This window comes from Oxobacter pfennigii, from assembly GCF_001317355.1.
GTDB lineage: Bacteria > Bacillota > Clostridia > Clostridiales > Oxobacteraceae > Oxobacter > Oxobacter pfennigii.
Map to the genome: position 1 here is coordinate 23,581 of NZ_LKET01000067.1, position 13,260 is coordinate 36,840.

At 40.5% G+C, this 13,260-nt stretch carries 14 protein-coding genes; all 14 read right to left on the minus strand.

The features are described 5' to 3' along the window. Positions 1-27 precede the first annotated feature (27 nt). A complete protein-coding gene (locus OXPF_RS19270) occupies positions 28-897 on the minus strand; it encodes a PhnE/PtxC family ABC transporter permease (RefSeq protein WP_054876848.1) in 870 nt (289 codons plus the stop codon). Continuing rightward, positions 897-1,682: a PhnE/PtxC family ABC transporter permease gene (locus tag OXPF_RS19275; RefSeq protein ID WP_054876849.1), complete on the minus strand. Its 786-nt coding sequence runs from the start codon at positions 1,680-1,682 to the stop codon at positions 897-899. Before OXPF_RS19275 ends, OXPF_RS19270 begins: the two co-directional genes overlap by 1 nt. 16 nt (positions 1,683-1,698) lie before the next feature. Then, positions 1,699-2,475: a phosphonate ABC transporter ATP-binding protein gene (phnC, locus tag OXPF_RS19280; RefSeq protein WP_054876850.1), complete on the minus strand. Its 777-nt coding sequence runs from the start codon at positions 2,473-2,475 to the stop codon at positions 1,699-1,701. Between the two features lie 50 nt (positions 2,476-2,525). Then, the gene (locus OXPF_RS19285; RefSeq protein WP_054876851.1) at positions 2,526-3,563 is read right to left on the minus strand and encodes a PhnD/SsuA/transferrin family substrate-binding protein; all 1,038 of its coding nucleotides are present in this window, start codon (positions 3,561-3,563) and stop codon (positions 2,526-2,528) included. A 119-nt stretch (positions 3,564-3,682) separates the two neighbouring features. Further along, positions 3,683-5,350 (minus strand): inositol monophosphatase family protein, encoded by a 1,668-nt coding sequence (locus OXPF_RS21970; protein WP_083480053.1) that lies wholly within the window; start codon positions 5,348-5,350, stop codon positions 3,683-3,685. Positions 5,351-5,363: 13 nt separating this feature from the next. Continuing rightward, the gene (gene phnL / locus OXPF_RS19295; protein WP_201779747.1) at positions 5,364-6,050 is read right to left on the minus strand and encodes a phosphonate C-P lyase system protein PhnL; all 687 of its coding nucleotides are present in this window, start codon (positions 6,048-6,050) and stop codon (positions 5,364-5,366) included. A 13-nt stretch (positions 6,051-6,063) separates the two neighbouring features. Beyond that, entirely contained in the window at positions 6,064-6,690 is a 627-nt protein-coding gene (locus tag OXPF_RS19300; RefSeq protein ID WP_054876853.1) for an LbetaH domain-containing protein, read from the minus strand. Further along, a complete protein-coding gene (gene phnM / locus OXPF_RS19305; protein WP_341442979.1) occupies positions 6,687-7,871 on the minus strand; it encodes a phosphonate metabolism protein PhnM in 1,185 nt (394 codons plus the stop codon). The genes OXPF_RS19300 and phnM overlap by 4 nt, the downstream gene beginning before the upstream one ends. 239 nt (positions 7,872-8,110) lie before the next feature. Continuing rightward, positions 8,111-8,956, minus strand: a complete 846-nt coding sequence (locus OXPF_RS19310) for an ATP-binding cassette domain-containing protein (protein WP_054876854.1) — start codon at positions 8,954-8,956, stop codon at positions 8,111-8,113. Beyond that, the gene (locus OXPF_RS19315; protein ID WP_054876855.1) at positions 8,943-9,812 is read right to left on the minus strand and encodes an alpha-D-ribose 1-methylphosphonate 5-phosphate C-P-lyase PhnJ; all 870 of its coding nucleotides are present in this window, start codon (positions 9,810-9,812) and stop codon (positions 8,943-8,945) included. The genes OXPF_RS19310 and OXPF_RS19315 overlap by 14 nt, the downstream gene beginning before the upstream one ends. Further along, entirely contained in the window at positions 9,796-10,914 is a 1,119-nt protein-coding gene (locus OXPF_RS19320) for a carbon-phosphorus lyase complex subunit PhnI (RefSeq protein WP_054876856.1), read from the minus strand. The genes OXPF_RS19315 and OXPF_RS19320 overlap by 17 nt, the downstream gene beginning before the upstream one ends. A gap of 1 nt (position 10,915) precedes the next feature. After that, complete coding sequence (gene phnH / locus OXPF_RS19325; RefSeq protein ID WP_054876857.1) at positions 10,916-11,512, minus strand: phosphonate C-P lyase system protein PhnH; 597 nt, start codon at positions 11,510-11,512, stop codon at positions 10,916-10,918. A gap of 29 nt (positions 11,513-11,541) precedes the next feature. Continuing rightward, positions 11,542-11,964 (minus strand): phosphonate C-P lyase system protein PhnG, encoded by a 423-nt coding sequence (gene phnG, locus OXPF_RS19330; RefSeq protein WP_054876858.1) that lies wholly within the window; start codon positions 11,962-11,964, stop codon positions 11,542-11,544. A gap of 558 nt (positions 11,965-12,522) precedes the next feature. Continuing rightward, positions 12,523-13,116 (minus strand): lactate utilization protein, encoded by a 594-nt coding sequence (locus OXPF_RS19335; protein ID WP_054876859.1) that lies wholly within the window; start codon positions 13,114-13,116, stop codon positions 12,523-12,525. Between the last annotated feature and the right edge of the window lie 144 nt (positions 13,117-13,260).

A 13,260-nucleotide genomic window follows, 5' to 3' on the forward strand; every position in this document is an offset into this window, starting at 1 on the left:
TTATCTTTTGTTTTCCAGTATTTATTATCAACGCAGGTATTTAATCTTGATTCTCGTGGATATATTTTCTAAAATCAATGCAAAAGCAAGAATAAGGTATGTTATCATTCCCACTTCTCGAAGGTCAAAATAAAAATTTCCTGCCATGAAAAGCTCAAAGCCTATGCCTCCTGCGCCGGCTGCGGCGCCCATGGCAACGGCATTGGTAAAATTGATTTCAAATCTCATGAAGGTCCAGGCCAAAAGATAAGTAGCACATGAAGGCAAAACTGCCTGGAATACTATCTGCCACCAGTTGGCACCGCTGGCCTTTAAGGCTTCAATTACCCCGTAATCTATCTCTTCAAAGGATTCGGAATAGGCTTTAATAAGATATCCTACCGAGTGAAAGGTCAAGCCTATTACTGCCGCCACGCTGCCTAATCCTGCCGATACGGCAAAAATCAGCACCCAGAGCACTGTAGGCACGGCGCGTATAAAGGCTACGAAACCTTTAATTACATTGGATACCCTCTCATTTGAAAGGTTTTTTGCTGCAAACAGCCCCAATACCAGGGCAATAATAGCGCCGATTATAGTTGTTAAAAAAGCAAGGGCCATTGTTATAACTACCTGGTACAGAGCTTCAGTTATGGGGAAGTGGCTTGCCCTGGGCTCTAAAAAGATAGTTTTTATATTATATATTGTCTCTTTTATGGCATGGGAAATATTTATATCTTTATAGTCAAAGGTTAAAAATCCGTATACGGTAAGGGCTGCCAGGACCAATAGCACTATATTGACTACAGTTCCGTTGGAGCTTTGGGCTTTAACCTTTATCTTTCCTGATTTGGTTCTTTTAATGAAGGATTCACAGGATTTTAAAATATCTATGCTTTGTGTTTTAGAGAGGTCCATTATAAAACCACCCTTCTTACATAATTTGAAACAAATTCTATTAAAAATACCATCAATACTATGGCTATGACCACCAGGCTTGCGGCATTGTAATTAAGGCCTTTATAATACATATTGAATGTGTATCCGATACCCGTTCCTGTCAGTATTCCAATCAATGTAGAGCTCCTTATGTTTGTTTCTATCATAAAAAGTATCCAGCTTATCATCTGAGGGATTCCCGAGGGTATCACCGCCTGAAAAACTATCTCCAAATATGATGCTCCCGTGGCCTGCAGCGCTTCTACCGCTTCATAGCTTACTTCATCTATTGTCTCTATAAAGGCACGGGTTAAAACGCCGAAAGTTACAAAAAAGAGGGCGAAATAGCCGGTAAGGGCATTTTGACCAAAGGAAAACAGCATTATCATTGCCCATACCGCATCGGGAATATTTCTGAAAGCGGAAGCTGTTAAACGGCTTAAGGTGCTCAGTATATTGTTGACTTTAGTTGTTTTTGAGCCAAATAGGCTGAAAAATAATGCTAAAATACCAGCTGTTGTGGTTGAGGCAATGGATAAGAAAACTGTCTCATTAAGCTTTAAAAGGATTGACGGCAATCTTGTCATGGATTTGGCATCGGGATAAAAATTTCTGAACATCCATATTATTGCCTTTGGAATGGATGTAAAGCTTTTTGCAAAATCATATTCGGTTATAAACATTGAAAAAAGAGTAAGAGCAATCAGTATTGCTGCCACAATGGTTGCCTGCCTTCTTCTTTTTTTGAAAATATCGATGTTCATATTATATCCCCTTCCATTAAGATGCCTCATAATCGGTAATAAGCTCGCCGCTCTCAGAACCGTATATTTCGTGTATTTTTTCCCTGGTAAGGCTTTTGGCTGAGCCGTCGTACACGATTTTTCCGCTGTTTATTCCGATAATCCTGTCTGAATATTTCATGGCAACATCCACCTGGTGAAGGTTTAAAAGGCAGGTTATACCCATTTCCTTGTTTATGGACTTTAAATGGTCCATTATGATTTTTGAGGCATTAGGGTCTAAAGATGCAATGGGCTCATCACATAAAACCAGCCTTGGATTTTGAATAAGGGCTCTTGCTATTCCCACTCTCTGCTTTTGGCCGCCGCTTAATTCGTCGCATCTTTTGTATGCCTGTTCATTAAGCCCCAATTTGTCTATTATTTTAAAGGCCTGTATTTTTTCTTCTTCCTTATGCTTGCCCAATATTCCGTCCAAGGTGTTTTTATATCCCAGCCTTCCGTGAAGCACATTTTCTATGACGCTTAAACGGAATACGAGATTGTAGTGCTGGAATATCATGCCTATCTTTGTTCTTAATTTTCTTAATTCATTTTTGCCAAGGCTCATCACATTAACGCCATCAAATATTATTTCTCCGCTCGTCGCATCGATCATTCTGTTGATGCACCGAAGGAGAGTTGATTTACCTGCTCCCGACGGGCCGATTATGGAAATAAACTCTCCTTCGTCAACAGAGAAGTTAACATTTGATAATGCCTTTGTACCGCCTTTATATTCCTTTGAAAGATTGGTAACTTTAAGTAAGGACATTGTCAACTCCCCTTTATTTATTCATTTATAAATCCTAAGAAATTTAAACCTTAGTTGGATAATTCTCTGATTGGATTAAACCATGCATCTTCTACCTTTACAAAACGTTCTGTTCCGGTTGACGCAAACAATCCCTTGAATTCTGAACCTTTGGGGATGAATACCTTTTCGTTTTTAGCTACTGCGTCTGATGTGAATAAATCAGTCAATGCTTTTGCATCTTCTTCAGTCAGTACATCTTTGTTGTATACGAAAGGTGCGTTAAGTACGGGAGTAACTGAAATTACTGTGAATTCGCTTCCTACAAGGCTTGTGAATGGGTCTGCCGCATCTTTTCTTACCCTGTATACCGCTCCGGGACGGTTTTCCGTACCGCTTGCAAGTTCAACATAGTTGGCAACACATGTATCGCAGAAAGCTGCCACGTCTGCCCTGCCGGTTAAAAGGTTTACTGCCGAACCCTGGTGTGAACCTCCGAACAATACTTCTTTAAAGAACTTGCCGCTTCCGCCTTCAACCAAATCCTCCTGTGTCAGGCTCTTCCAATTATCCATTGCTGAAAAGTAGGAAACTATACCTGATGAAGGAACTTTAAAGCCTGAGGTTGAGCTGTTTGATACGAAGGAAAACCTCTTTCCCTGTATGTTGTCAATTGTATATTTTCCGTCTTTCATGTAGGGTGCTTCATTTCCCTTTTTAACATTAAGCCAGCTGTAATACAATGCGTCATCCAATGTGCCTGAAGCTCCTGAGTTAACAAAGAGGGGAAGTACATTGGCATTTTTGTTATGAGCTTCTATATACCCTTGAGCTCCCAAGAAGGATAAGTGAGCGTTTCCGTTGGCTATGGTTTCAATTGCTATTGCATAGTCGGTTGTAAGCTTATGTTCAACTTCTTTGCCTGTAGCCTCTTTTATGAGATTTCCTATTTCTTCACGTGCTGCTTTTAAATCTTCACCTGATTCATTTGGATACCACACCATGGTTATTGTGTCATAATCTTTTTTAGCAGTACCGCCTTGTCCGCAGGCAGTTGCAATCGATGCTGTGAGCACTAAGCTCATTAAAATTAAAGCTATTCTCTTCATATTATTTCTCCTCTCAAAATCAATTTAAAATTTTCAATCTAAAACATACTTACTTAAAAATAATAATATTTTTTTGTTAAGCCCATGTTTAGCATGGGTAAATGAACATTAAGTTATTGCTAATTATTCCTGTAGAACATTAATTTGCTGTTCAGACCATCCAGCACACATTGACTGGCAGCTGCTATAAATGTAACCGGACTTAAGGGATAATCATCCTCTCCTTCATAGTTGAAGTAGCTGTAACACCCCCCAACTTCATTCAGTATTATAATTGCTGCGGCATAATCCCAAAGGCTAAGCTTTGCGGAAACAATGCCCTGCAGCTCTCCCAATGCGATTTTAACAATGGCTAAAGAAGCACAGCCATAGGAGCGGTGGCCTCTTATATCCTTAATTAATTTATAGGCATTAATACCGTATTTCTCACTGAATATATTTATGGAATTCAAGCTGGTGTCAATGAGTGAATCCTTAAGAGTGCAATTTGCATTGACTTTCCCTAAGGCCTTTTTGTTCAAGAAGGCGCCGCAGCCGCAAACTGCAGTGTACATTTCGTCTTTCATTACATCATATACAATTCCTAAAACCGGTTTATTGTCCTTATAAAGGGCGGCTGATATTGCAAATTCCTTACCTATGCTCACAAAATTAACGGTTCCGTCAATGGGGTCGATTATCCAGGTGAAGCCTTCAAGACAACCGGCATTACAGCTGCTCTCTTCCGTTATGAAATTGTGGGCAGGGAATTTTTCCGAGAGCTTTGCCTTTAAAAATTCTTCTGTTTCAACATCGTACTTTGTAACTATATCCCTGAAATCTCCATTTTTAAACTCCAGTGCACATTCCTTGTCCACGCATTCCCTTAAGCTTTTACCGGCTGCTCTTATGATGTCTTCAGCAAACTCAAGAATGTCTTCATAATCACAGCTTTCAGCTGTTGTTTTAAGAGTTCCGGATTGAGGTTTTATATTTTTATCAAAATGATGGAGGTAATTTTCCGGTGAATTGATGTCTCCGACCTTTATTTCCGTTCCGTAGCACCCGTGATAGTCAGAGCCTCCTGTCAGAATAAGGCCGTGTTTTCTTCCATAATATAGAACTCTTTCAACATCCTCTTCATCATGGTCTTCGTGATAAAGCTCAATACCGTCCAAGCCTGCATCAACCAGGGATTCGATAAGGTAATAGGAATCCAGCTGCCCCGGATGGGCCAGTACTGCTATTCCCCCATCGCTTTTAACTGCTCTTACTGCCTCATAGACATCCGCATATTCTATATCCATGTCGCATATGCCCCGGTTTTTAAAAAGCTTTTCATAAAGCTCCCGAAATGAAGGGTGGCTGTAGTTTCGGTCGGTAAGTCCTGTCATTATGTGCTGCTTGTATACTATGCCGCTGACTTTGGCATTTTTGAATATCCTCTCCAGGTCTATATCGTAGCCGTATCTTATGAGGTTGTTTATCTGGCGTATGGAATTTGCCTGCCTTCTTATTAAAACGGCGTCGCACAGCTTTTTGATGTTTTCACCTTCAAGATTGAAGTTATATCCCAATATATGGACCTTTTTGTTTTTCACGGAGTCACAGGCGGAAATTTCAATTCCCGGAATAACCTTTACGCCCGTCATTTTACCGTATTCAATTGCCTCCTTAAGGCATCTTACGGTGTCGTGATTTGTTATTCCTACATGGGTAATTCCGTTATCCTTCGCCTTAATTATAATTTCTTTAAAACTTTCTGAACCATCAGAAATATCTGTATGGACATGGAGGTCAGCTTTCATTTTTTTCACCTCTTTATACAAATTTCCCAGCCTGCATGTTATATTTCCTGTCGCAAAGCCCTGTCATGAAATCTATATCGTGAAATATGCCTATCATGGTGGTGCCTTCTCTTTTTAACTGCTCAATAAGTACTCTTACCTTTTCCTTTGAAGCATCATCCAGGCTTGCCGTGGGCTCATCCAATAAAAGGAGCCTGGGGTGCTTTACCATGGCGCGGGCGATGTTTAAGCGAAGCTTTTCTCCTCCTGAAAATGTGTTTGGATAACTGTCCCACAGCTCATAATCCAGCTCAAAATGTGAAAGCATCTTTACCGCTTCCTCTGCTGCATATTCCTTTGTATGCCCCATTTCCAGCACCGCCTGCTCCACTATTTCCTTTGCCGTCGTTCTTGGCATCACGTTTAAAAACTGGGAAACATAGCCTATCTCATGCTTTCTTAAGTAAACCATCCTTCTTTCATCGATGGCTGAAATGTTTACATTTCCGAATTTTTTAGAGTTGTACCATATATTACCCTTTTCAGGCAGGTAAGTCCGGTATATGCATTTTAATATGGTGGATTTGCCGCTGCCGCTTCTTCCCGTGATTCCTATAAACTCCCCTTCCTTTAAGTTGATGTTTATATCCTGGGATGCCTTTATATGCTTTCCTAAATTGTGTATTGTAAAGGACTTGCTCAAATTTTCAACCTTCAGCATGTATTCCAAAGTATCACCTGCCTTCGTAATGTTTGTTTATAAATTCATGTATATCAAGAAGAAAGTCATTGAAATTTTCCTTTACCTTTTCATAGGACCAGTTCCACCACTCAATTGCCTCCAGCTTCTTTATGGTTATATCATCAAACCTTTTTCTGATTGGCTTGGCAGGAGAGCCTACCACAACTGAATATGCTTCAACATCCTTTGTAACAATAGCGCCGCTCCCCACAACGGCACCGTTTCCTATGGTAACCTCCGGCATTATTATGGCTCCATGGCCTATCCAGGTATCATGTCCTATATAAGTTTTTCTGCTTTTCCTGTGTTCAAAGAATTCCGCATCATCCTTGTCGTCAAAGCCGTAGAGCATCCTTCTGTATGTGAAATGGTGAAGAGTCGGCCGCTCCATTGGGTGGTTTGTGGGCCCTATCCTCACCATGGCGGCGATATTTGAAAACTTGCCTATTTCAACGTTTTGAAGTATACAAAACTCGCTGGTGTAAGAGTAATCTCCTAAAATTACATTTTCGTAGTGGTTGAAAATTCCCACCCTTGTGTACTGTCCCAGCTTTGAATTTTCTATCCTGCAGTTATCCCCGATTGCAGGCTCAGTTGTTAACCTATTAAATTCACTCATATGCGGTAGTTGGTACTTGAAATAAGCTTTCCGTCTACCAAAACCGTGGTGATAACGGGGAAATCACCGTCAATTTTTTCTATTATGAGGATATCTGCCTTTTTGTCTTCTTTTATGGAACCGATTAAATTATCCATATTAACAGCCTTTGCAGGATTTATGGTCACCAGCTTGAACATTTCGCAAAGGTCCCGGCCGTATTTTTCATGTAATGCAAACACCGCATGAAGCATTGCCGGGGGATAATAATCGCTGCAAAGCATATCTATTGTGTTATTTAGCACTGCTTCCGCTGCCGATAAATTTCCCGAATGAGAGCCTCCCAAAAGTACATTTGGCGCACCGGCCAGGGTATGCATGCCCATTTCTCTTGCATGCTGTGCAACCTCTAATGTTATAGGGAATTCGCTTATGCCTGCGCCGCAGGTTTTAACCAAGTCTAATTTTTCAACGCTGTCATCATCATGGGATGCAACGGCTATGTCTTTTTCAATAGCTAAGCGTGCTATTTCCTTTATTGTATCTATAGTGCATTTATTTTTTGTGTTATGGTTTTCAATCAATGAGGATATTTCTTCATCGGTCATGTCCTGGTAACCTCTTAATGTATTCCTGTAAACTTCAAGGTTTCTGTACTGTCCCTGGCCCGGGCTGTGGTCCATGAAGGATACAAGATGGACTTTTCCTTCTTTAATATATGTCTTTAAATTTTCCACCTCGGATAAATTATCTATTTCAAAGCGTGCATGAAAGCGGTGCCTTATTAAGTGCTTGTTGGTGTGAGTGCTTTCAATGACGTCGATGAGCTTTCTCACGTTTTCCGTAAACCTTATGGGTTTGAAGGTAAAATCGTCCTTTTTATATAGGGACAGTGAGTGAAACATGGTGGTTATGCCCTGGTTTATGAGTATTTTTTCCGCCTCTCTGATGCTTAAGGTAAAATCCATCAGGGAAGTGGGCCGGGGCGCCGCCATTGTTTCAATATAATCCGAATGAATATCTATAAATCCCGGTGAAACATATCCTCCGTTGGCATCGATAACTTCAATGCCGAAGGTATATATCTCCCCTTTTTTTGCGATTCTTTCAATTCTGTCACCGTTAACTAAAACTTCATGATCCTTTAAAATTTCATTTTCCGTTATAATTAGTCCGTTGGTTATAAGATATATGATAATCACCTCCTGAAAATAAAAGCTTCCTATGGGTATCGAATAATGTGAGGGGACACATCGCCTTTAATGTGAGGGAGCACACCTTTTCTGGTTATTGTTAGGGGACACACCTTCTCTTTTTATGAATTGAATCCGGGGCATTCGAAGGTGTGTCCCCCAACTTATGAACCCGGGGCATTTTAAAGTATGTTCCCAGCCTATACGTCTCCGGAGAGCCGGAGAATATATCCCCAGCTTATGGGCAATTAAATAAGCGACTGTACTAATTGCTGAGTGTATGGATTCTGGGGATCTTCTAAAATCTGATCCGTTAAGCCTTGTTCCACTACCCTGCCGTCCAGCATCACTATGGTTCTGTCGGACAGCATCCTTATTACCGCCAGGTCGTGGGACACTACGATCATGCTTATATTAAGTTCCCTTTGAATCTTTTTAATCAAATCCAGAACGTTGGCCTGGACGGATAAATCAAGGCCGGTAGTAACTTCGTCCAATAAAAGTATCGGCGGGTTGTTGGAAAGAGCTTTTGCAATCTGGACCCTCTGCTGCATGCCTCCGGAAAAATTTCTCGGCTCCTCCTTTATTCTGAAAAGGGGGATATTAACATGGTTTAAAAGCTCCTTTGCCCTGTTTTCCATGATTTTTACATTTCTCTGACCTGCCGCTATCAGCTTTTCAGCTATGTTTCCTATGGAGGAGAAATCCATTTTAAGGCCGTATATGGGATTTTGATAAACCTTTCCTAACACCCTGTTTCTTATGAATCTCTGATTCTGGGAGGATTCCTTGAATATGTTTGAATTACCCTCCTTATAGGTACTTATATAGGCTTCTCCCTCCGTTACTTCCATGTCAAAGTAAAGGCAGTTCATTACCGTGGACTTTCCGCTGCCGCTTTCACCCACTACGCCTAATATTTCTCCCTCGTAAACATCAAAGGAAATATCCCGGCAGGCATATATGGTTCCGCATTCGGGGCAGTAATTTTTTTTAAGATGCCCTTCTTTAAAATCCCGGCAGTAATCACAGCCTTCTCCGTACTGCTTTTTTAAACTTCTGACCCTTAATACCGGATTTTCAAATTCCACCATTTTTCACCGCCTCATGTCCGGCAATATTGTTAAGCCTTGATAAGCAATAGCTTGAATCGTTGCACTGATAATATACTTCCCCGGTTTTGCCATCAGCCAGTTCATCCATGAATACTCCTGTGGCGCCGCAGAGTCTGCACTTCTTATCCTCAAAGCTCTCGGCTTCAAAGGGAAAATCGTCAAAATCCAGAGATTGTACCTTTGTATAAGGAGGAACGGCATATATTTTTTTCTCCCTGCCCGCACCTAAAAGTATGAGAGCTTTGGAGTAATTCATTTTCGGATTGTCAAAACGAGGTATTGGACTGGGTGCCATGACATATCTGTCATGGACTGAAACGGGATGGTCCGCTCCTGTGGACATGTTTCCGTATTTGATTATCTGCTCGAAAAGCATCAGATAAGCTCCGCTGTATTCATTTTCAGCATGGAGTTTTTTTGTCTCATATTCACTGGGTTCCACTGCCCTTAAGGGTTCGGGAATGGGCACCTGCAAAACCAGTATCTGATTATCCCTTAGGGGTACCTCGGGTATTCTGTGTCTGGACTGAATTATTGAGGCATTATCAGTTTCATCGGTGACCGAAACTCCCGTAGTTTTTTCTATGAGTTTTTTTATGTTTACCGCATTTACTGATTCATCGGAGCCCTGATCTATGACCTTTAAGGTATCATTCTTACCGATTAAAGACAGTGTAAGCTGCAGTCCTCCTGTGCCCCACCCCCTGGCAATGGGCATCTCCCTTGATGCAAAGGGCACCTGGTATCCGGGTATGGCCACTGCTTTTAGAGAAGCCCTTCTTATTTCCCTTTTGGAGCCTTCATCAAAGAAGGCAAAATTATAATTTATCTTCATCTTCCTTGCCTCCTTTTCGGGTTTTCCTGACGCTGTCCAGCTTAGACTGGAAGGTTACATAATGGGGCAGCTTCAGGTGGGATATAAAGCCGGTGGATTCCACGCAATCTATGTGTAAAAGTACGAATTCCTCATCCTGGGTGGGATACCTTTTGTCCTTGTCTTCCAAGCATTGATCAAGTATGCTCATGGCTATTGCCTTTGTCTCGTTCTGCCCGTAGCAAATGCCGTAACCCACCTCGAATTCAATCTCTTTTTGCCCTCTCTTTTTCTCAACGGTAGTTGGCATAAAGCACTCAACCTCAGTTATCTTTATATCGCCTATATAATACTCATCCTCACTGCCCTCTGAATCAAAGGGATTTTCAATGCAAAGGGGAAGGTTCCCTATGCGAAGCTCTCCTACTGTCGGATGAAGGGCACCGTATGCACGAAGTGCGGCATAGCCTAAGGAGGTTACGGCTCCTGTCTGGCCCCTGGTCAGTATCTGAAGCCTTTCACTCCTTTTGGTGGGGAACTCCAGATTTTCTTTTGTTATATCCTTGGGCTCTTCATCATTTAAAGGATGGTTTTTTATAAGCCCTTCTTTTCTCAGATAATCAACTACCTTAGGAAGGTTCTTTAAGTCTGTATCATCATTAGTCTTTATAATTTCATTTTCAAATTCTTCAACCCAGGTAACAGCATCCGATCTTTTTTCATCAATCAAATCAAAATCCATGAGCCTGTGGGTGTAATCATAGGAAGCGCCCAGTATCTGTCCTCCGGGTATATCCTTAAAGCTGGCTGAAATCCTTCTTTCAACAAACATTTCACCAGAGCTTGTTATTCTTGTATAATGCTTTCTGGGTAAAGTGGATCTGTAAGCGCGAAGCAAAAATACCGCTTCTTCGGGATTGCCTTCGGACTGCTTTATAGCAGTTGAGGCCAATTCCTCGGAATAAAGGCTGCTTTCTGACATAACCTGATCTATGAGCCCCCTCATGCCGCCGTCTATATCTTTTACATCCAATATTTCTTTTTTCTTGAGCCTTTCATATTTAAGCCTTTTGATTGATTCATTAATTGCCGCTGTTCCGCCTTTTACGGCAACATAACCCATTTTATTTCACCACCTGTTTTTCCACTTTGGTAGTCCTGGGAAGGCACATGATGTTTGAATCCACGTCAACAAAAATGATATCTATTCCCAAGGGATACTCTATATTCTTTTTATCCCTGTAATTTATCCAGTTGCTTTTAGCATCAATTTTTGCATAAGCTTCATCTTTGATTCCCGGTCCTTTAAGTATCAAACCTTCCTCATTTTTAAGCCCCTTTGTCTCAAAGATTATGGTTGCGGATTTCTGAGGATCCATCAAAGTTCCTGTTTTTGCATTTAAGAAAGCCTCCTCTATCTGTTCAGCCCTTGCATCGTTTAAAATAAATATAAAATCCGCATCTTTGATATCTGTCGATTTTGCATAGGATAATTGGTTTACTATTTTCTTTATCTCACTTTCATCTTCCGTAACTATATAAAAGTTCACTTCTGCATCTAAAAGCATGAACATCAACAACAGTGTAGAACTATAAAAATTTGTATAAATATCGATTTTCTCACTTTGTTCGTTTATGTTTTCAATAAGTCCCGGCCTGGACATACAGTTTAGAACTTTCCTGTAAGATTGCTGTATGTCATACACTAAATCAAGTTTCATAAAATTCTCTCCCGATTATTTTTTTAAATTTAAACATCCATAGTATCGAAATTAACCTTGGTCATCAAAATCTTTGACTTGTATCTCTTCTCTTCTTCCAGGATATTTTTGTGCTCTTCATTGAGCTTTTCTTCCCATTCAAGGGTTTCTTTCAGGGAGGCATTGTATGCCGCATCCACTATCGCCAGCCAGTGTGATAGCTCAGTGTCATTTCCGCTCACAATACCTATGCCTAATTGATTTTCAATATGTACCTTTGCTTCGGTAACCAGAACCTCTCCCAAATAAAAGAGGGTATTTTGGGCTGCCTCCCGCATTTTTATCATTGCAAGTCCGTAGTTGGGCTCTTCGATTGTCTTTACTTGGTATTTATCGAATATTTGCTTTGCCATATCTCTTGCCAGACTTCTGCTACCTCTAATGAGAATTTCCGTCCTCATTCTCCTGTTCATATTAACCCCTCCTTACGAAATTAATTATATCTTGTTGCCAAGTTGGCACCCGTAAAGCTTTTGTTAATGAGGTTAAGAAATGGTTAAGGTTTGGTTTAACTGCTTTATTGATTTGATATATATAAGATTTGAAATGGTGAACAGAAGATAATTAGATGCATAGTATTACGTTTTGTATACAAAAATACTACAGCTTATGAAATAAAAACAGGGTATTACACTATATCTAGTGCAATACCCTATTAATATATAACTTGCTAATTCATCTGTCAGTTGTGCTGTAAACAAATATTATATCGCCACTTCTCGCATAGTTCGCCATCTCGTTTAGGGCTACGTTCCCAGCACTTTTCTCATGAAATACCTTGTCCACATTGGAACTCTTCAAAAAGTCCATCTGTGCTTTATACGCCCGAGTGTTTTCCACCCCTCTTGCATAACCGATTCTTATATAAATCCCTCCCGGCCACCCCGAATAAGGTTACCAGAATAATTCACGAAGCCTAATCCATCTCCACCTCTGATAAATTGGAATTTGTCTATTCAAAATGCTTCAGATTAAAATCCCAATTCCTCATTCACAAAGATAATTTCACACTTCATACCCAGTGGTACTCGTTCTATTACTGAGACAATACGGCAAATTCGGTCAGGACTATTGCAATCATAGCATTTATCTCCCTTGACTGCACATGGAGTTTTGGCACCCACTCGTCTGGAATTCAAAGGTGCAGCTATATTCTTACACCTATAATAAGCTTCACTAATATTGGCTGTGATTTTATTTTTCCCTATAACGTAATAACATGACTGAGGACCAAAGGCAGTCATAGCAACACGATTTCCCGTTCCGTCTATATTAACAATCTCTCCGGTCTCCGTTATTGCGTTTGCACTGGTTATATAGATATCAGCACAATTTGCGAGCTTTCGCACGCGCAAGCCTGGAATCTTATTATGCCATATAACAACATTTTTTTGTTGCAGAACCTCAAACAATCCCATTTCCATCAAGGTTTCACTTCCGCCAAATCCAATGGTTTGATTTTGTAAAATATCGGAAAGATAACAGCAGGCCTCTTCCTTTGTGGAAAAAAACTGTGTTGTAAATCCATGCCTCTCAAAGTTCTGTCTTATCTGTGAATATTCCATAAATTCATCTCCAATGTAAATTCCAATTCGTACTATATAAGAGTAGAGATTTTCAATAATCTTTACTCTCTATTTTTTGTTATGATGAGTTTGATTGGCTGACGTAATTTCCTATTGGGACAACACGCCCGAAGATAAACTGGT